Consider the following 19,728-nt stretch of genomic DNA (forward strand, 5'->3'; position numbering starts at 1 on the left):
TCTTGACGACCATAGAGCGTTGGAACCACCTGATCCCATCCCGAACTCAGCAGTGAAACGATGCATCGCCGATGGTAGTGTGGGGTTTCCCCATGTGAGAGTAGGTCATCGTCAAGATTAAATTCCGAAACCCCAATTGCGTAAGCAGTTGGGGTTTTGTTTTGCCTGCGAGAAAGTTTTTCAGAGACATGGCGAACAAAATTGCACAGTTATTTTCGAAACAGAACACTAGAATAGCCCCTTCTTTTTCGGAGTCAGAGCCTGTATGTCAGAATCGGTTGACACCCCCGGGCTGTCAGATTTACCGCTGGAAGACTTGATAGCCTGTCATGAGTGCGACCTGCTGATGCGCAAGCCGACGCTTGCCCATGGTGAGAAAGCCCTCTGTCCGCGTTGTGGTTATGAGTTGTATGCCCACCGCCATAACGTGGTGCAGCGCAGCCTCGCCCTAGTGATCGCGGCGTTATTACTTTACGTACCGGCAAACTTTTTACCCATCATGCAACTCAATATCCTCGGGCAATCTTCGCAGGATACCGTCTGGAGCGGCGTGGTTGGCCTGTTCAACACCGACATGCAAGGTGTGTCGATCGTCGTCTTCCTCTGCAGTATGGCGATACCGTTGCTCAAGTTGCTGTGCCAGCTGTTTGTATTGCTGACGATTCGTTTCGACGTCGGCCGTAGTTATGGCTTGCTGCTCTATCGTATTTACCACCACCTCAGAGACTGGGGCATGCTTGAGGTCTACCTCATGGGCGTCCTCGTCGCGATTGTCAAATTGGCGGATATGGCGGCGATTACCGTCGGCCTTGGCCTGGCGTGTTTTATCGGTTTGTTGCTCGTACAAGTCTGGCTGGAGGTAGTGATGTCACCGCATCAGATCTGGCAGGCATTATCAGGAGAGGATGCCCATGCGGGCGATTGATGCGGGCATTCTGGTGTGCACCGAGTGCCACGAGCTGAACAGGCAGGAAGCAGACACCGATGAGCAGAACTGCACCCGTTGCGGCGCTCAGGTTCACGCTCGCCGCCCCAACAGCCTGACCCGAACGTGGGCGCTGCTGATTACAGCAGCAATCATCTATATCCCGGCCAATGTCTTGCCGATCATGACGGTCAGCTCTCTGGGCCAGGGTGAGCCGAGCACCATCATGTCCGGAGTGATTGAACTGGTGCAGCACGGCATGATTCCGATCGCGAGTGTGGTGTTCATCGCCAGTATTCTGGTGCCGACTTTCAAACTGGTCGGCATCGCGTTGCTGCTGTTTTCGGTACAACGACGGCAGCCATTGTCGGCCCGTCAGCGCATCTGGATGTACCGTTTCATCGAGTTCATTGGTCGGTGGTCAATGCTCGATATTTTCGTGATCGCCATTCTCGTGGCGGTCGTCAACTTCGGCCGGATTGCCAGCGTCGAAGCCAACATGGGCGCCGTCGCCTTCGCCTCTGTGGTGATTCTGACGATGCTCGCCGCAGTAACTTTCGATCCCCGACTGATTTGGGATAACACGGAGTCGGACGACGACCATGACTGATTTGCCTGTAGCGAAAACCCGACCGGCTTCGAACTGGTCGGCCATTTGGGTGCTGCCTCTGATCGCGCTGATCATTGGCGGCTGGCTCGGTTGGCGTGCCTGGTCGCAAACCGGCATCGAAATTCAGGTGCGCTTCGAGAGTGGCGAAGGTATCCAGGCCAACAAGACTGAGGTGGTCTACAAGGGCATGCCGGTCGGCAAGGTCAAGACGCTCAAACTTGACGATGAAGGCAACTCCAAAGGGGTTATCGCCACCATCGAAATGAACAAGGACGTTGAACAGTATCTGAAAACCAGTACGCGGTTCTGGCTGGTCAAGCCAAGCGTGACCCTGGCCGGTATCACCGGTCTGGAAACATTGGTTTCGGGCAACTACGTGGCGATCAGCCCCGGTGAAGGCGAGCCGGTGCGCAAGTTCAAGGCACTCGCCGAAGAGCCGCCGCTGTCCGACGCCAAGCCGGGCCTGCACCTGACCATCAAGGCTGATCGTCTCGGTTCGTTGAATCGTGGCAGCCCGGTGTTCTACAAGCAGATCAAAGTCGGTCAGGTCAAAAGCTATGTACTGTCCGAAGATCAGAGCACTGTTGAACTGAAAGTCTTCATCGAGCCGACCTACGCCAAACTGGTGCGCAAACACACCCGTTTCTGGAATGCCAGCGGCATCAGTATCGACGCCAATCTGTCCGGGGTAAAAGTGCGCAGCGAATCCCTGGCCAGCATCGTCGCTGGAGGTATCGCGTTCGCCACGCCGGAGAATCGCAAGGACAGCCCGGCGACGGATCCAAGCCTGCCGTTCCGTCTCTATGAAGACTTCGACGCCGCCGCTGCCGGGATCCGGGTCAAGGTCAAGCTCAGCGATTTCGAAGGCCTGCAGGCCGGTCGCACGCCGGTGATGTACAAGGGCATTCAGGTCGGCAATCTGAAAGCGCTGAAGGTCGATCCTGACCTGAACAGCGCTACAGCCGAGCTGACCCTTGATCCGCTGGCCGAAGATTATCTGGTTGAGGGTACGCAGTTCTGGGTGGTCAAACCGTCGATTTCCCTCGCCGGTATCACCGGCCTGGAAGCGCTGGTGAAAGGTAACTACATCGCCGTGCGTCCGGGCGACAAAGGCGCTGCGCCGAAACGCGAATTCGAGGCGCGACCGAAAGCACCGCCGCTGGATCTGCGTTCGCCGGGCCTGCATCTGGTGTTGTTTACCGATTCGCTGGGTTCGATCGATGTCGGCAGTCCGATTCTGTACAAGCAGGTCAAGGTCGGTTCGGTGCAGAGCTACCAGTTCTCCAGAACCAAGAAGCAACTGGTCATCGGCGTGCACATCGAGAAGGAATACGAAAACCTGGTCAACGCCTCCACGCGTTTCTGGAACGTCAGCGGCATTACCCTCACGGGTGGCTTGACCGGCGGCATTCAGGTGAAGAGTGAATCCCTGCAAACGCTGATGGCCGGCGGGATTGCTTTCGAAACGCCGCAGGCCAATGCGCCGCTGAAGAAGCACATCCCACGCTTCCGCCTGTTTGCAGATCACGATGAGGCGAACAAGAAAGGCGCAGTGGTGACGATCAAGGTCGACCGCGCCGACGGTTTGAGCAGCGGCACGCCGGTGCGCTTCAAGGGGCTGGATGTCGGCAAGATTGAAAGCGTCGATCTCACCGACGACATGCAGTCTGTGATCCTCACCGCGCGGATCACCGAAGTGCCGGAGAAGATCGCCCGGGGCGGCAGTCAGTTCTGGGTGGTGAAGCCGGAACTGGGGCTGATCAAGACGCAGAATCTGGAAACGCTGGTTACCGGCAAATACATCGAAGTCCAGCCTGCGGTGAAAAATCTCGGGCCGCAGAAAAACTTCGTTGCTTTGGCTGAAGCGCCGGAAGTCACTAAACAGGAAGCCGGTTTGAATCTGGTCTTGAGCGCTGCACGTCGCGGTTCGCTCAAGCCTGGAGTGCCGGTAACTTACCGTGAAATCACCGTCGGCAAGGTCACCGGTTATGAGTTGGGCCAAACGGCTGACCGAGTGTTGGTGCACATCCTGATCGAGCCGAAGTACGCGCCGCTGGTGCGCAGCGGCAGCCGCTTCTGGAACACCAGCGGCGTGGGCTTCGATTACGGTTTGTTCAAAGGTGTCACGGTGCGCACCGAATCGCTGGAGACGCTGATTCAGGGCGGCATCGCCTTCGCCACACCGGATGGCGAACGCATGGGCAATCCGGCGCGAGCCGAGCAGACGTTCCCGTTGTTCGACAAGTTTGAGGATGAATGGCTGACCTGGGCGCCGAAGATTCCGCTGGGTAAGTAGTGGCGTCTGTCGAATAGCCTGCGCGCGAAGGGGCCAGCCAAATCAACACAAAATCCAGACCATAAAAAAGGGCCGCGATCAGATCGCGGCCCTTTTTTTTGCCTTCAGCTAAAGCCGATCAAACCGCATCCAGCTCCGGCTCGTCCGCTTGCACGTTCAACGTGGCCTTCACCACATCATGGCGACGGATGTATTTCCAGTCCGCCTCATCGATGTAGATCCCCGCCGGGCCGCTGCCGCCTTCCAGGTCGATCGCGACACTGGCGCAGACCTGCGGCTTCACACTCGCCAGGATCGGCACGAAGCCCAGTTGCAGACTGGTCTCCAGCAATGCGGCCTGGTTCTTCTCGTCGATGTCCGCTGCCTCGTCGAGGTAGTACGGCAGGCGCACGCGGCCGGCCAGGTCACGGTCCATCAAGTGCAGCAACAAATACATGTTGGTTAGCGCCTTGATGGTCATGGTCGTGCCGTTGGAGGCCGCGCCGTCGATGTCGGTGTGGATCACCGGCTGACCGTTGACCTTGGTGATCTCAAAGGCCAGTTCGAACAAGTCCTTGAGGCCGAGCTGGTTGTGGTTCGCCGCCACCAGCCGTGCCAGGTATTCCTTGGCCTCTTCGTTCTTGTTGTCCTGCTCGGCGCTTTGGCTGAGGTCGAACACCGACAGGGTTTCGCCTTCTTCGTACTGACCGGCGCTGTGGATGATCTGATCGATGTGCTTGAGCGCTTCCTTGTTCGGCGCGAGGACGATGCGGAAGCTCTGCAGGTTGGAGACCTGACGCTTGTTGATTTCGCGGTTGAACAACGCCAGTTGATGCTCGAGGCTGTCGTAGTCGCTGCGGATGTTGCGCAGGGTGCGTGCGATGTCGGTGACCGCCGCGCGGCGCGCCTTGCCCAGGGTCAGCGCTTCATCGGTGCGGTGCGCGTAAGCGTTGATCAGCAGCGACAGACGGCGCTCCATGTCGTCTTCGCTGTCGAACTTGGCCACGCCTTTGAGGCGCACCTGGGCATACAGCGCTTCGATCTGACCGTCAGCGCGCAGCAAGCCCTGCCAGCTGTCCTGATAGTCGTTGAGCAGCGGCAGCAGGTTGTCCATCGAGTCGTCGACCGGGTCCATGAACGGTGTGCCGAACGGCAGATCCGCCGGCAGCAACTGACGACGACGCAGGGCGTCGTCGAGCGTGCGTTGCTTGGCTTCCATGTCTGCGATCTGGCGGCCGACCAGTTGCAGCTTGGCCGACAGTTGCTGGACGCGTTCGGTGAAGGCATCGCTGGAGCGCTTGAGTTCGTCCTGCGCGGCTTCCATCTGCGCCAGTTGTTCGAGCTTGTCGCTTTCTTCGGCGCTCAGGGTTTGCGTGCGACGGAAATCCTCCAGCGCTTTCTGCGCGTCCAGCACCTGCTGGTACAGCGCTTCGGTCTGGGTCTTGCTCGCGGCGCGGTCGGCAGCCACGGCTTGTTGGGTTTTCAGTTGCTTGAGTTCTTTTTCCAGACGCTCTTTCTGATCGCGCAATGCGGCGCGGTCGGCCAGCGCTTGCAGGGCCGGCGGCTCGATGTGCGAGATGTCGATCGACAGGCCTGGCACTTCGAAACGCTCGCCCTTGAAGCCATCGAGAATCAGCTCGACCGATTTGACCCACTCGCCGTTCTCGTCGAGGGTGATGCCGTGTTCGCCCAGCGGCAGGCTGAACAGCGCGCTGTTGAACAGACGCATCAGGCGTTCGACGTCCTGTTGCGAGAACTCTTCGCGCAGACGAGCGTAGCTGTTGTTGTCGGCATTATCGAGTTGCTGCTTCACCGACTTCAGGCGTTTTTCCAGATCGCGCAGACGCTCTTCGAGATCCTCGGCGCTGAACTGACGCGACTGCGCCAAGGCACCGGCCAGTTCGTCGTGAGCGTCCTTGGCGGCAAGCAATTGTTGCTCGAGCACTTTGACGTCATCGACCAGCGCGAAGCGGTTCTTCAGCACCGACAGCTCGCCGAGCCAGCGCTGGATCCCGGAAATCTCCCGCTCCAGACGCATCAGTTCCTGAGTGCCGCCGCGCTGATCGTTTTGCAGATCGTCCTGCTCGCGACGGTAGTGCTCAGCCTGAATCGTCAGCTCTTCCTTGCGCGCAGTGGCGTAGTCCGACCAGGTGCCGAGCAGGGAATCGAGCAGCGGCGACAGGCGATGCAGTTTGCCGCGCAGCACGTCGCGCTGTTTCACGCCGTTGGCCAGTGCCTCAACCAAAGGGCCGGCGGCAACCAGCGAGTTGTAGTCCTGTTCCATGCGGCGTACATCGCGGAAGGCTTCTTCGCAGGCAGCGATGTAATCGACGCTGCCAGAACGCAGGCTGTGTTCGAAGGCATCGAGGAACAATTGCTTGAGCTTGGCCGCGGTGATTTCGCGCATGTGCAGCAGGTTGATGAACAACGCGCGGAAGGTCTTCAGGCTTTGCTCGCTGGTCGAGCGCAGCGGGATCAGCGTCAGGTCGAGCGGGATCGACGTGTGACCGCCGACCAGCAAACGCCGCAGTTCGTCAGGCTTGAGTTCGTAGGCTTTCAGGCCTTCTTTCTCAAGGTTGCTGAAAAGCTCTTTCTGGCGCAGGCAGGTATCGTTTTTCTGATAATGGGCCAGATCGAGCTTGCCGGCGTAGGCGAAGAACTGATGACCGAAACCACCGCCCGGGCCACGACCGACCACACCAATCACGTGCGGGCCATGTGGCAGATTGACTTCGACGAGGATGTAGCTGGTGTCAGAAGCAAAGTAGAAGCGCCGCGATTGTTCAAGGCTGTACTTGCCGAAACTCATGTCCGACATGCGCGCCAGAATCGGGAACTGCAAGGCGTTGATCGATGCCGATTTGCCGAGGTTGTTCGCGCCGTAAACCGACAGCGGTTCTTCCAGCGGGAACAGGCCGAGGCTGTAACCGGCGGTGTTCAAAAGGGCAAAGCGGCGAATGCCGTAGCGTTCCTGGCTCATGCGTCGGACTCCTGTTCTTCGGCAATGGCGCGGGCCAGTGCGTCTTCTTCGCTTTCTTCTTCAAATTCGCTCAAATCCAATGGATCGTCGGTTTCGAGGAATTTCGCTTCGGCCGCTTCATCGATCAGCACCGGTGCCGGCAGCGGCAGAACGCTGTGCACGCTGGCCGCGAGATCGCGGTCCTGCTGGACCGACAGGCACACGTCGAGGAAACGGTGCATCGGTGGGAGGAAGCGGTACACGCCGTTTTCTTCGCCGGCGAAACCCAGTTGAGTCATGCGGCGCATGATCTTTTCTTCGAGTTCTTCAACGGTCTGCACTTCGGCCTGAATGAACAGGTCGCGGTATTTATCCAGCAGCGACGGCAGTTCTTCACGGCCGAGGCTGCCGCCGTCGAGCACGGCGATCGGGTCGCGGCCCTGATCGGCCAGATGCTCGACGAGGATGAAGGTGAACAGCGCCAGACGCTGGGCGGTCTTGTTCACCGCCGCGGCGGCCATGTCCGGCACGAAGTAATAAAAGCCACGGGTGTCGCAGACCAGTTCAAAGCCCAGCGCCTTGAACAGCGTGCGGTACTGGTCCTGGAAGTTCGACAGCTGGGTGTACAGCTCCGGGTCGCGGCGGCTGACGTGGTAACCCTTGAACAACTCGCGGAAGATCGGCGCCAGTTGCGACAGTTCGGAAAGATCAAGATGCATGGGGGATGCTCGCAGAATTCTCGGCGGCGGTGTCGCTGGCCGAGAGCAGGGCGAAGGAGCGCAGGCTGACCTGATGCTCGTGAGTGTGGTATTCGCGGCGTTCCAGACGCTCGCGCTTGAAGCGTTTTTCCCGCGACAGGCGCGAGAACCAGTAGAGCAATTCGTCGGTCGCGCCGTCCGGTTCCTGCTCCAGCAGCCAGGTCATCAGATCCGGCATCGGCAGGGACTCTTCGCAACGGTCGACCATCTCGCGCACGGTGCGCGGTGCACGTGGGGCATCGCCAGCCTTCTGGGTCTTGTGCGCCTTGGGGAAGCGCGCCGGTTTCGGCTCGAAACGCGCCAGCGCATACACGTACGCTTCGACCTGACTGGCGCTGCCGAGGAAGGTGCTTTGCGGGCGAGTGAACAATGGCATCGCCGCTTGCGGCACGGCGTCGATGCCTTTACGGCGAATCGCCGCCAGGGCCAACGCAGCACCTCGGGTCACGGCGTTGTGCCGGCGTGCTTCTTCACGCAGCGGCAGCAGCAGTTCGCGGGCGTGACGCAGAGTGAGTTGGGCGCTGGTCTGCATTTCGAGAATGCGCGCGTGGGTGCGCAGGAGCATGTCGTCATCGACCAGATGGCCAAGGCGCTGCTGTTCGCTGAGCATTTTCAGCAGCACCGTTTCGACCTTGCGCACGCCCTGTTCGAAGGCGCCGTCGGCGTTGACCAGATCGATCATCGGCTCGACGTATTCGTCCCACGTCGCCAGTACTTCGGCGTAACGCTGACGCAGCGGAATCTGCCGGTCGCTGGTCTTGGCGCGTTCAGCCACGGCGACCAGCGCCTGTTCGTCGTTGTCGAGCTTTTTCAGTACGTCGCGCACGCGCATGTCGAGCAGGCGCAACTGGCGGGCGAGGTCGTTGCCGTCGCGTACGTCGAAGGCGTCCTGGATGTAACCGGCCAGCCGTTCGAGGTGACGCAGGTAGGCTTCGATTTCCAGGCACAGGCCCAGCCGGTGTTCGCGGCGCAGGTAGGCCAGGAAGTCGTGGATCTGCGCGTTCAGCTCGAAACGGTTCGGGCTTTTCGCCACCGGCACCAGTATGTCGAGGCGGATCCACACATCGAGCAGGCTGGTGATGTCCTGCGGCGTGCTGTCGAGTTGTTGGGCGGCCAGTTGCGTGCGCAGTTCGTTGAGGCTCAGGGTGCCTTGGTCGAAGTGCTCGCACAATGGCTCCAGAAGTGCCCAGTGTTCAGCGAGGGCGCGCAAGACGCGCTTGGGTTCGATCATCGGAATGGCCGGCTGGTTGGCAATTAAAAGCGGCGATTGTACTGCATCACAGGCGCGGCGATTCACTCTCGGGACGGGCTGTCGCATTCTTTGCTCAAAGCGCAGCGGCGCGGTGCAGCACAGGCTATCGATCAACAGCAAGCGATCTTGCGCGAAGGGCGGTAGAATCAGCGCACTTTCCGTTATCCACAAGTGGCCGACCTTTGCTTATCGAGTCCCGCCGCCGCGCCTATCTGAACGCCATGCAGGTGGTCAACTGGCTGCCGCGCACCGAACTGCCTTTCGCCGCACCGTCGCGGCCCGAGCTGCTGGAAATGCCTGAGCCTGAGCTTGAGGTCCCGGTTGCACCGGCGCCTCAGGCCCAAGCACCCGGGCAGTCTGCCGCGCATCCGGTGGAGCGGCCGGTCGAGCGGCCGAAAATCGAAGTGCCGCGTCCGTCGCTGGCCAGCACCCGCAACGGCGCGAAACCGGTGGAAGACGTCGACGAGACGCCGGTGGTGGCCAAACCTGCGCCAGTGCCGCCGCCGCGTTTCGCCCTGCAACTGCTGCGCGCCGGGCGCTGCCTGCTGCTGGTCGAGTTACCCACAGGCGAAGCGTTTCAAAGTCGCGATCCCGCCTACCTGCTGCTCAAAGACATGCTGCGCGCCGCCGGTCTGCCCGATGCACCGCAGATCGTCGGCGAACCGGTGCGCTGGCCGTGGCTCAATCGCGGCACCCTGGATCAAGGCCCGGAAGCGGCGCGCGACTTTGTGCAGGGCTTCCTCTCGGTACAGATGGAAGCAGCACCCTGCGCCTGTTTATGGTTGATCGGCTTGCCAGCGGTGAAGTTCGCCGGTGAAGCGGACGCCGAAGCGTTCAATAGTCAATTGCAGATCGAAGGTCTGGGCCTGGCCTGGGCCATTCCCGGTCTGGAACTGTTAATGGAAGAGCCACAGCGCAAGGCTGCTGTGTGGCAAGCCATGCGTCGGCTGATGGCGCGCTGGAAACAATCCGATGAGTGAGGCTGTAACCTTTCGCCCGATGACCGAGGCGGACCTGGACGCTGTGTTGAAGATCGAATACGCCGCGTACAGCCATCCGTGGACCCGCGGGATTTTTCTCGATGGCCTGGGCAAATATCAGATCTGGCTGATGTTCGAAGGGCAGCAGCAGGTCGGGCACGGCGTGGTGCAGATCATTCTTGATGAGGCGCATCTGCTCAATATCACCGTCAAACCGGAAAATCAGGGGCGTGGGTTGGGGCTGACCTTGCTTGAGCATTTGATGTCGCGAGCGTATGCCGCTGAGGCTCGGGAGTGTTTTCTCGAAGTGCGCGACAGCAATACTGCCGCGTTCAAGTTGTATGAGCGTTATGGCTTCAATGAGATTGGCCGGCGTCGCGATTACTATCCGGCGGTGGGTGGACGTGAGGATGCGGTCGTGATGGCCTGTACCCTCATCGACTGATGCCATGTAGGAGCTGCCGAAGGCTGCGATCCTTTGATCTTGTTTTGGATTTTGCAAAAAAAGTCAAAAGATCGCAGCCTTCGGCAGCTCCTACATGGAGCGACTTTCAATCAGCTGATCAGCGCTTGCCATTCAGCGGATCCAGGTCCGCCAGTTCCGCCTCATCCAGCCCGTCACCGCCGCCGATGTCATTTTCCCCGACCTCGCTCAAATCCCAATCCGCCGGATTACCCTCGCCGACTTCCTCGGCATCGCGTGCACCGTCCTCGCGAATCAGCGTTTCCGGGCTCAGGTCATCGTCAGTCGGCTGGTGATCGTCCACCGAGGCCCCGGTCAGACCCGCCTCACGCACCCGCTCAGCCGGCATCAGCTGTTCTCGTTCACGCTCGGGCAGCTCATCACCGATCTTCGCGCTGGGCTCTTCGTCGTCGAAATCCAGCTCGTGCACCGAGCCCATGCGGTCTTCGTTATCATCGATGGGTTCCGGTTGCACCGCATCATAAGGGCGTCGTGAATCAGTCATGGCAAATCCTCATACTGTGGGCCTTACTGAGTGGACTCACCGGGCGCGCGAGAATTCCAACGGAAACACTTTGCGCTGGCGGCGTGACTTCGACGGGTGGTCGTCTATCAAACCTGCGCATCTTTCTGGAGGCCTTAAACATGCACGATCTACAAGACCTGATTGATAACAACGAGCGTTGGGCTGACGCGATCACCAAGGAAGACCCGGACTTCTTCGCCAAACTGGCGCGCCAGCAGACACCGGAATACCTGTGGATCGGCTGCTCCGATGCGCGTGTCCCGGCCAACGAAATCGTCGGCATGCTGCCGGGCGATCTGTTCGTACACCGCAACGTCGCCAATGTCGTGCTGCACACCGACCTCAATTGCCTGTCGGTGATCCAGTACGCCGTCGACGTGCTCAAGGTCAAGCACATCCTCGTCACTGGCCACTACGGCTGCGGCGGTGTGCGTGCGTCGATGCAGGATCGCCAGTTTGGCCTGATCGACGGCTGGCTGCGGTCGATCCGTGATCTGTACTACGAGAAACGCGAAGAGCTGGCCAAGTTGGCGACCGAAGAAGAGCAGGTCGACCGGATGTGTGAACTCAACGTGATCCAGCAAGTGGCCAACGTTGCGCACACCAGCATCATTCAGAACGCCTGGCATCGCGGCCAGCCACTGTCGATACACGGTTGCATCTACGGCATCAAGGACGGTCGCTGGAAAAGTCTGAACACCACCATCAGCGGTTTCGAGCAATTGCCGCCGCAATATCGCTTGCGCCCGGTCGGCGCACCATAACCGCGGCTTTTGCCGTAATCCCGGGTCAGCATTGGCTGGCGCGAGGTTGCTCCGGCAACGATTACAGAGCCGGCGCGGCAGCCGCAGGCAGTGGCGCTTTCAGCTGCTGCAGTTGTTTCTTGACCGCTGGCGTGGCGCACTTGGCGGCGGCCTGTTCGGCACTGAGATCGCGGATCGAGGTGTAGAACAACTCGCACGTGGTGACCTTTTGCGTCACCTGCCATGTTTGCGTGCAACTGTTCAGCGTGGCCTGCGCATTGCTGCCCGGTTCGCTGCCCATCCCGGCCTGCCAGCAAGCCGCGCTCAAATCCTGGCCCATGACTTTCAGGCCTGCGGCGTCAGCCTTGGCCTGGGCATCGTCGCCGGTATAGCTCTTCGGATCAGCGGCGTACCAGATATAGCTCGGATGATTCGAGCCGAGCACCGGCACATTCACCCCTTCGCTCGGACTGATGCTTGCCAGACCCAATACGCCGACCGTCGGCCCATATTGTTCCTTGATCCAGTTGCGCACCGGCGCCCCAAACGCGACCATCGGCAGCGTCGCGCCGCTGGCGGTCTGGCTGAACTGCTTGACCAGCGTGGTCTGGTAGGCCTTGAAGTAGTCGTAGACGTCCTCCAGATCCCCGCCGGCACTGGACGGCGCGGCGATCGGCGCGATGTCGATGATGGTCTGATAAGCCGGCGTCTGCCCGGCAGGGATGCCGTTAGTGGTCAGCAAAGACGCCCAGCGATCGGTGGTGTTCGAACGCAGATAGTCCTGCGCCTGGGTCAGCGAGTAGTCAGGCGGAAAGTGCAGCAACTCGACGCTTTTGCGATTTTCCAGGGCCATGCCCAGCGGCAGGAAAAAATACCAGCTGTAGGTCCATTTGCCCTCGGCATTGAGCTTGCTGGCGCCGGCGTAAGCCAGATCGCCGGCGTCGAGCAACGCCGACAGCGGCTTGTCATAGCCGTCCGGCACTCCGGTGATCTCGGCGTAGAGCTGATCGTTATCGGTTTTCACCAGCACCTTGGCATCGGCGTAGCCATCACGCTGCACGCTCTGGCTCAGGTAATGAGCAACGGTCTGCTCCAGCGTCCAGTTGCGGAAGCAGATCACGCTGCAATTGTTGGGGTAGGCGAAGAGGCGGGTGACGCGCTCTGTGCTGCCCAGTTTCACGTCGACATCGGCGTGAGCGGCGGCGCTTAGCGTCAGTGCAACGAGGGTAAATCCTGCGAGTTTGAACATGCTCAGATCCATTTCAGCGTGGGTTCCCCTCGATTTGGGGGCGCGTCATAGTGGATCAGCGGTGTTTGACAGAAAAGCGGTCGAGTGTGGATTTCATGATTTCCACGCCAGACCTGTGCAAGCGAGCGCTCGCTCCTACAGGCCTGGCTCGTTTGCGCTACGGCATCACCGGCGGCGTATACGCCAATGTGGTCCCCAGCGCCCACAACAACAGCAGCACCAGCGGCGTATGCACCAGCAGTTGCACGAACGAGAAGCCGATCAGATCCCGCGCCTTCAACCCGAGCACGCCCAGCAGCGGCAGCATGTAGAACGGGTTGATCAGGTTCGGCAGGGCTTCGGCGGCGTTGTAGATCTGCACTGCCCAGCCGAGGTGGTATTGCAGGTCATTGGCGACTTGCATCACGTAGGGCGCTTCGATGATCCATTTGCCGCCGCCGGACGGGATGAAAAAGCCGAGAATCGCTGAATAGACGCCCATCAGCAGCGCATAGGTGTCGTGGGAGGCGATGCTGACGAAGAAGGTCGAGATGTGATGCGCGAGGGTTTGCGCATCGGCGCCCTTGACTGTGGTCATCAACGCAGCGATCGAGCCGTACAGCGGGAACTGGATCAACACGCCAGTGGTGGTCGGCACCGCGCGGGCTACCGCATCGAGGAAACTGCGCGGGCGCCAGTGCAGCAGCGCGCCGAGCATGATGAACAGGAAGTTGTAGGTGTTCAGCCCGGAAATCGCGGTGATCGCCGGTTTGGTCGAGAACTCGTGGAACAGCCATCCCGCTGCCAGCAGCACCAGCACAATGATCAGTAACGGGCTGTGTTCCAGCCATTCGCCGGGGCGAGTGCGCGGTTGCAGCGGCGGCAGGTTGAAGGCCGGGTCGATGCCGCAGGCCTCGGCGTCGCGTGCCGAGTTCGGACCGGGCGCAGTGGCGTAGGCGATGATGATCGAGATCACGATCAGCGCCAGCAGCATCACGCCGGACTGCCAGAGGAAAATGGTTTCGGTGAACGGGATCACGCCAGTGATCGACAGGATCGACGGCGGCAGGCTGCCCGGGTTGGCCTGCAACTGTGCGGCCGACGATGACAAGCCCAGCGCCCACACCGCGCCAAGTCCCAGGTATGCCGCAGCGCCGGCGGCGCGGTAATCCATTTTCAGATCGGTGCGGCGGGCGAGGGCGCGCACCAGCAGCCCGCCGAACACCAGCGACAGACCCCAATTGAGCAACGATGCAACCATCGAGATCAACGCCACCCAGGCCACGGCGGAGCGGCCGTTCTTCGGGATGCGTGCCAGTTTGTCGATCAGTTTGACGGCAGGCGGCGAGCTGGCGACGACATAGCCGCCGATTACCACGAAGGCCATTTGCATGGTGAACGGGATCAGGCTCCAGAAGCCGTCTCCGAAGGCCATCGCCGCAGCGGTGGGTTTGGCGCCCATGGCCAGGGTGGCCAGCGCAACGATGATGACGGCCAACGCGGCGAACACCCAGGAGTCGGGAAACCAGCGTTCGGCAAAATTTGAACAGCGCAGGGCAAAGCGCGCGGAGCGGCTATCTTCGATATCAACGGCCACGGGAAGTACCTCGGATTTTTTATGGTTATTTTGGTCTATGGCCACAATCTCAGCATTGACACCGCCTCTGTGGGAGCGGCGAGCTTGCTCGCCAACGCGTCAGGTCAGTCAACAGTGATGCTGAATGTACCGGCCTCTTCGCTCGCTCCCACAGGGATTTATGGTGGTTTGTAAATTGTGCTCCAGCAGACAGGCACTAACAGTAAATCAAGCGCGGCCATTTTGTTGAGCGGGTTTTCGCAAACCGAGACGATGGTCTGACGGGTTGTCGATCCGCGTATTTGCGTAGACCATGGGCGCCTTGGTTTTTGCCGATATCTGAGTTCTTTGTCATGACTGCCACTTCTCCAGCCCGACCGGCGCCGTTCAGCCGTGCCGACTACAAGACCCTCGGCCTTGCGGCGCTCGGTGGGGCGCTGGAAATCTACGATTTCATCATTTTCGTGTTCTTCGCGCTGACCCTGAGCCAGCTGTTTTTCCCGCCGGAAATGCCCGAGTGGCTGCGTTTGCTGCAGAGCTTCGGCATCTTCGTCACCGGTTATCTGGCGCGGCCACTGGGCGGGATTCTGATGGCGCATTTCGCCGACCGGCTGGGCCGCAAAAAGGTTTTCAGCCTGAGCATTCTGATGATGGCGCTGCCTTGCCTGCTGATCGGGATCATGCCGACCTACGCGCAGATCGGCTATTTCGCCCCGTTGCTGTTGCTGGCGCTGCGCATCCTGCAGGGCGCGGCGGTGGGCGGCGAGGTGCCGAGCGCCTGGGTGTTCGTTGCCGAGCATGCGCCTATCGGCCATCGCGGTTACGCACTCGGATTCTTGCAGGCCGGACTGACCTTCGGTTACCTGATCGGCGCACTCACCGCGACTTTCCTTGCGCAGGTGTTCACTCCTGCGGAGATTCTCGATTACGCCTGGCGCTATCCGTTTCTGCTCGGTGGCGTATTCGGCGTGGTGGGCGTTTATCTGCGCCGCTGGCTCAGCGAAACCCCGGTGTTCATGGCCATGGAGGCGCAGCGCGAGGCGCGGGTCGAGCTGCCGTTGCGCACGGTGTTGCGTGAGCATCGTCTGGCCATGTTGCCGGCCATGTTGCTCACCTGCGTGCTGACCTCGGCAGTGGTGGTGTTCGTTGTGATCACCCCGACGATGATGCAGAAAACCTTTGGCATGACTGCCAGCCACACTTTCGGCCTCAGCGCCCTGGGCATCGTTTTCCTGAATATCGGCTGCGTGATCGCCGGGCTGCTGGTCGATCGCATGGGTGCCTGGCGCACGGTCAGGCTTTACAGCCTGTTGCTGCCGCTGGGGATTGGCGTGTTGTATGGCTGTCTGATCCTCGGCGGACATTGGATCGGCATTGCCTATGCAGTCGCCGGTCTTGCCTGCGGAGTCGTCGGTGCGGTGCCTTCGGTGATGGTCGGGCTGTTCCCAGCGCGGATTCGCGTGTCAGGCATTTCCTTCACCTACAACATTGCCTACGCCGCCTGGGCGAGTTTCACACCACTGCTGCTGATCGGTCTGATGCCATGGAGCCCATGGATTTGCGTGATGTTCTGTGCAGTGATGGGTGCGGTGGGGATTCTGACGGCAGCGTATTTCGGTGCGCGCATGCCGCGCACGGGGCCGTGTCAGGCTGCCGGTGCTGCCTGAGCCGAGAGCGCTGGACTATTTTCGACTGACGGGTCTTGCGCTGGCTTTAGAAAAACTCCGCCAGGCCGACGGCTAGGTTGTACGCCGCTTTCAACCCTGCCATCGGTGCTTTCCCATGTTCAATAAACGCTTGAAGCAAGAGCTGGCCGCTCTCCGCGAAGAACTCTCCAGCCTTGTGCAAGTGAAGGAAAGCCTGGAAAGCGAAATGCTCGCGCTGACCCTTGAGCCCGACGGGCGGATTCGTTCGGTCAACCAGAATTTTCTCGATGAAATGCTCTACAAGAGCCAGGACCTGGTCGGCCGGGCAATTGAAGACATCGTCCCGGCTCACGTCAAATCCGACGAATTCCATCAGCGTTTCAAGAACTCGATGAGCCGTGGCGAGCATTTCGCCGGCGCCGTGCGATTGTTGCGCGGCAACGGCGACGAAGCGTGGTTGCGTTCAATCGTACAGCCGGTGCGCTCCTCTGATGGCCGGATCAGGCATATTTCCTTTTACGCCAGTGACCTGACCCGCACCATCGAAGCCTCCCGCGAGCATGAAAACCTGATCGGCGCGCTGGTGCGTTCCACTGCTGTCATCGAATTCGACCTCAACGGCAACGTGCTCAGCGCCAATGATCGCTTCCTCAACGGCATGGGTTACGGCCTGGCACAGATCAAGGGCAAACATCACCGCACGTTCTGCGCCCCGGAAGAGTACAACAGCGCCGAATACCAGAACTTCTGGCGGCGCTTGAACAGCGGCGAATTTGTCGCTGGCCGCTTCAAGCGTATCGACAGCCATGGTCGTACGGTGTGGCTGGAGGCGTCCTACAACCCGGTGGTCGATGCCAACGACAAACTGTACAAAGTGGTTAAGTTCGCCACGGTGATCACCGATCAGGTCAACCGCGAGCAGGCGGTTGCCGACGCGGCCAGCATCGCTTACAGCACCTCGCAACAAACCGACAGCACCGCCCAACGCGGCACCACGGTGGTCACCCAAGCGGTGAACGTGATGCGTGACCTGTCACGGCACATGCAAGCCGCCGGCGAAGGTATCGAGGCGCTGAACGAGCAGTCGCTGGTGATCGGCACGATCGTCAAAACGATCAGCGGCATTGCCGAACAGACCAACCTGCTGGCGCTCAACGCCGCCATCGAAGCCGCCCGGGCCGGCGAACAGGGCCGTGGGTTTGCCGTGGTCGCGGATGAGGTTCGGCAACTGGCCTCGCGCACGAGCCAGGCGACGGACGAAATCGTCGGCGTGGTACGGCAGAACCAGGAAATGGCCCGTAGCGCCGTGGCCCTGATGACCGACGGCAAGCTTCAGGCTGAACAAGGCCTGGCGCTGGCGGCGGAAGCGGGCACGGTGATCGTCGAGATTCAGGACGGTGCGCAGAAAGTGGTGGATGCGGTGGGCCAGTTTGCCAATCAGCTCTCTCACTGATCGACACAGATCAGGTGTGGGGGCGAGCTTGCTCGCGAAGGCGGTATGTCATTCAGCAGTGAATTGACTGATCTGACGCATTCGCGAGCAAGCCCGCTCCCATAAGTCTTTTCGTCAGCGATTATTTACGCGATCGGGGGCTCCAATCGGCTCCTGCGGAGCAGATAGCCGAGCGACGCCCACCGACGCCCGGTTCCCTGAACAAAGCCTAACGCCTGCTTAATCATGGGCCCGCCGTTCTGGTCAGTGCCGCCCGGGCCGACGAACGAGCGTTCGGCGATGGCCGCTGGCATTTCGAAGGACACGCTGGTTTGCACACGCTGCACCATGTCGCGGGCGGGCATTTCCTGATGATTGGTGATGGGGTGGACGGCAGTCGCTGGCGGTCTGATTTACTCCTGCGAAGAGGCCTGCCGCTCGGCAGGCCTTTTTCAATGCAGTGTTTCAATCCCCTACCGCTACGCCCTCGCGCCGGGGATCGGCCCCTCCCGTCAACGTTGCATTGCCCTGCGCGTCCTTCACCCGCACGATCGCTTGGGTGCCGCTGGTCATGTCGATTTCGCTGACGGTATGGCCCTTGTCCTTCAATGTCTTGATCAGCGCCGCGCTGAATTGCCCCTGTTCCAGTTCGGTCGGGCCGTTGCGGCTGCCGAAGTTGGGCAGGTTAATGACGCTTTGCGCGTCGAGGTTCCAGTCGAGCAGACCGATGGTGGTTTTGGCGACGTATTCGATGATTTGCGAACCGCCCGGCGAGCCGACCGTGGCGACGAATTCACCCGTGTTGCGATCAAAGATCAGCGTCGGTGCCATCGACGAGCGCGGGCGTTTGCCGGGTTCGACGCGGTTGGCGACTTTGTGGCCGTTCTCTTCGGGGATGAACGAGAAGTCGGTCATCTGGTTGTTAAGCAGAAATCCCTGAACCATCAGGTGCGACCCGAATGCGGCTTCGATGGTGGTAGTCATCGACACAGCGCCGCCGAGGTCATCCACCGCAACCACTTGCGAGGTCGAGATGCGCAACGGCGAACGGTCCGGCGCGTAGGCCATTTGTACGCCCGGTGGTGTGCCCGGTTTGGCGCTGCCCATGCTGCGCTCGCCGATCAGGCTGGCGCGGCTGGTCAGATAGCCCGGATCGATCAGGCCTTTGACCGGGACCGGGACGAAGTCGGTATCCGCCACGTATTGCGCACGGTCGGCGTAGGCCAGGCGTTCGGCCTCGGCGATCAAATGAACGGCCTGTGGATTCGGTTCGATGCCGGCCGGCTTATTGGTTTTCACTGGTTTAAGCGGGGCCAGCGACAGGCGTGGGTCGCGCGTCTCCAGCGCCTGCAACGTGCCGAGAGTCTGTGCCACCGCGATCCCGCCCGACGACGGCGGCGGCATGCCGCAAACCTGCCAGCGCTTGTAGTCGGTACACAGCGGTGCGCGCTCCTTGGCCTGATAACGCTGCAAATCGTTCAGCGACAGGCTGCCGGGGTTGGCGTGCTGTTGAACCTTGGCGACGATTTCTTCGGCGATCGGGCCTTTGTACAGCGCATCGGCCCCTTCGCTGGCGATGCGTTTGAACACGGCGGCCAATTTCGGGTTCTGCAGGCGCGTGCCCACCGCTTTGACGCTGCCATCCTCATTCAGAAAGTACGCGGCCATATCCGGTGACTGGCGTATCAGTGGATCAACGGTCAGCAGCGAATGCAGGCGCGGGGAAATCGCAAAGCCTTGCTCGGCCAGTTTGATCGCCGGCTCAAACAGCTTCGCCCACGGCAGGCGACCGTGTTGCCGATGCGCCAGCTCCAGCGCGCGCAACACCCCGGGCGTACCGACCGAACGCCCGCCGATCTGTGCTTGCGTAAAGGCCATCGGTTTACCGTCGGCATTCAGAAACAGCTTCTCGGTGGCCCCGGCCGGCGCCGTTTCGCGGCCGTCATAGGTGCGCACCTGTTTGCCGTCCCACAACACGATCATCGCACCGCCACCTATCCCGGAAGACTGCGGCTCAACCAGCGTCAACACCGCCTGCATCGCAATGGCCGCATCAATCGCGGAACCGCCCTGACGCAACATCTCCCGCCCGGCTTCGGCCGCCAGCGGATTGGCTGCGGCAGCCATGTGTTTATTGGCGTGGCGGGTTTGCAGATCAGTGCGGTAGCCGGAAGCAGCTTCTGGTGCTAGTGGCAAGGAAGAAGAGGGTGGGGCGTTGCATGCGGTGAGGGTCAGAGCGCTGACAAGCAGTGTCAGGGCTGGCAGGCGAAAGCGGCTCAAGGGCAAGGTTGGAAACACGTGGGCTCTCCGTCCGTGGGGTAGAAGTCCTGGGGACTTTATCGACCGGGCGGGCGG

General features: G+C 60.7%; 14 protein-coding genes, 1 rRNA gene and 3 pseudogenes. 11 read left to right on the plus strand and 7 right to left on the minus strand.

Features of this window, described 5'->3' with window-relative positions:
- Position 1: 1 nt before the first annotated feature.
- The 4 genes from rrf (at position 2) to ACP7D9_RS26080 (ending at position 3,831) form a co-directional block, all read left to right on the plus strand.
- A 5S ribosomal RNA gene (gene rrf / locus ACP7D9_RS26065) occupies positions 2-117 on the plus strand.
- 148 nt (positions 118-265) lie between these two features.
- Entirely contained in the window at positions 266-925 is a 660-nt protein-coding gene (locus ACP7D9_RS26070; RefSeq protein ID WP_101162251.1) for a paraquat-inducible protein A, read from the plus strand.
- Positions 912-1,535, plus strand: a complete 624-nt coding sequence (locus ACP7D9_RS26075) for a paraquat-inducible protein A (RefSeq protein ID WP_101161810.1) — start codon at positions 912-914, stop codon at positions 1,533-1,535. The genes ACP7D9_RS26070 and ACP7D9_RS26075 overlap by 14 nt, the downstream gene beginning before the upstream one ends.
- Positions 1,528-3,831, plus strand: coding sequence for an MlaD family protein (locus ACP7D9_RS26080; RefSeq protein ID WP_426160038.1), 2,304 nt, complete (start codon positions 1,528-1,530; stop codon positions 3,829-3,831). Before ACP7D9_RS26075 ends, ACP7D9_RS26080 begins: the two co-directional genes overlap by 8 nt.
- Positions 3,832-3,949: 118 nt before the next feature.
- Here the strand turns inward: ACP7D9_RS26080 and mksF are convergent, their stop codons facing one another.
- Genes mksF through mksB form a run of 3 tightly spaced genes read right to left on the minus strand, consistent with a single transcriptional unit; the run spans position 3,950 to position 8,758 of the window.
- Positions 3,950-6,790 carry an Mks condensin complex protein MksF gene (mksF, locus tag ACP7D9_RS26085; protein WP_101161814.1) on the minus strand — a complete coding sequence of 947 codons (2,841 nt, stop codon included), beginning with the start codon at positions 6,788-6,790 and terminating at the stop codon, positions 3,950-3,952.
- Entirely contained in the window at positions 6,787-7,488 is a 702-nt protein-coding gene (mksE, locus tag ACP7D9_RS26090) for an Mks condensin complex protein MksE (protein ID WP_203419496.1), read from the minus strand. The genes mksF and mksE overlap by 4 nt, the downstream gene beginning before the upstream one ends.
- The gene (mksB, locus tag ACP7D9_RS26095; RefSeq protein WP_178081233.1) at positions 7,478-8,758 is read right to left on the minus strand and encodes an Mks condensin complex protein MksB; all 1,281 of its coding nucleotides are present in this window, start codon (positions 8,756-8,758) and stop codon (positions 7,478-7,480) included. Before mksB ends, mksE begins: the two co-directional genes overlap by 11 nt.
- A 242-nt stretch (positions 8,759-9,000) precedes the next feature.
- Here mksB and ACP7D9_RS26100 point away from each other — a divergent pair, with 242 nt between their 5' ends.
- Both ACP7D9_RS26100 and rimI read left to right on the plus strand, forming a co-directional pair.
- Positions 9,001-9,759 (plus strand): energy transducer TonB, encoded by a 759-nt coding sequence (locus tag ACP7D9_RS26100; RefSeq protein ID WP_426160133.1) that lies wholly within the window; start codon positions 9,001-9,003, stop codon positions 9,757-9,759.
- Entirely contained in the window at positions 9,752-10,204 is a 453-nt protein-coding gene (gene rimI, locus ACP7D9_RS26105) for a ribosomal protein S18-alanine N-acetyltransferase (protein WP_101161820.1), read from the plus strand. The genes ACP7D9_RS26100 and rimI overlap by 8 nt, the downstream gene beginning before the upstream one ends.
- A gap of 118 nt (positions 10,205-10,322) precedes the next feature.
- On the opposite strand, the gene ACP7D9_RS26110 is transcribed toward rimI, so the two are convergent.
- A complete protein-coding gene (locus tag ACP7D9_RS26110; protein ID WP_426160039.1) occupies positions 10,323-10,727 on the minus strand; it encodes a serine kinase/phosphatase in 405 nt (134 codons plus the stop codon).
- Between the two features lie 140 nt (positions 10,728-10,867).
- On the opposite strand from ACP7D9_RS26110, the gene can reads away from it, so the two are divergent.
- The gene (gene can / locus ACP7D9_RS26115) at positions 10,868-11,512 is read left to right on the plus strand and encodes a carbonate dehydratase (protein ID WP_039761245.1); all 645 of its coding nucleotides are present in this window, start codon (positions 10,868-10,870) and stop codon (positions 11,510-11,512) included.
- A 61-nt stretch (positions 11,513-11,573) separates the two neighbouring features.
- Here can and ACP7D9_RS26120 read toward each other — a convergent pair whose 3' ends face one another.
- On the minus strand, positions 11,574-12,740 hold the full coding sequence (locus ACP7D9_RS26120) for a hypothetical protein (protein ID WP_426160040.1): 1,167 nt from the start codon (positions 12,738-12,740) through the stop codon (positions 11,574-11,576).
- Positions 12,741-12,897: 157 nt separating this feature from the next.
- Entirely contained in the window at positions 12,898-14,316 is a 1,419-nt protein-coding gene (locus ACP7D9_RS26125) for a short-chain fatty acid transporter (RefSeq protein ID WP_426160041.1), read from the minus strand.
- A gap of 332 nt (positions 14,317-14,648) precedes the next feature.
- Between ACP7D9_RS26125 and ACP7D9_RS26130 the strand changes: the two genes are divergently transcribed.
- The 4 genes and pseudogenes from ACP7D9_RS26130 to ACP7D9_RS26145 all read left to right on the plus strand — a co-directional run.
- Positions 14,649-15,962 carry an MFS transporter gene (locus tag ACP7D9_RS26130; RefSeq protein ID WP_426160042.1) on the plus strand — a complete coding sequence of 438 codons (1,314 nt, stop codon included), beginning with the start codon at positions 14,649-14,651 and terminating at the stop codon, positions 15,960-15,962.
- A 205-nt stretch (positions 15,963-16,167) separates the two neighbouring features.
- A pseudogene (locus ACP7D9_RS26135) lies at positions 16,168-16,854 on the plus strand (PAS domain-containing protein); the annotation flags it as partial.
- Positions 16,855-16,956: 102 nt separating this feature from the next.
- A pseudogene (locus ACP7D9_RS26140) lies at positions 16,957-17,394 on the plus strand (methyl-accepting chemotaxis protein); the annotation flags it as partial.
- Positions 17,395-17,636: 242 nt separating this feature from the next.
- A pseudogene (locus ACP7D9_RS26145) lies at positions 17,637-17,768 on the plus strand (flavin reductase); the annotation flags it as partial.
- A 70-nt stretch (positions 17,769-17,838) separates the two neighbouring features.
- Here the strand turns inward: ACP7D9_RS26145 and ggt are convergent.
- Positions 17,839-19,671, minus strand: coding sequence for a gamma-glutamyltransferase (gene ggt, locus ACP7D9_RS26150; protein ID WP_426160043.1), 1,833 nt, complete (start codon positions 19,669-19,671; stop codon positions 17,839-17,841).
- Positions 19,672-19,728 lie beyond the last annotated feature (57 nt).

Source organism: Pseudomonas sp. TSRC2-2 (assembly GCF_049897785.1).
Classification (GTDB): domain Bacteria; phylum Pseudomonadota; class Gammaproteobacteria; order Pseudomonadales; family Pseudomonadaceae; genus Aquipseudomonas.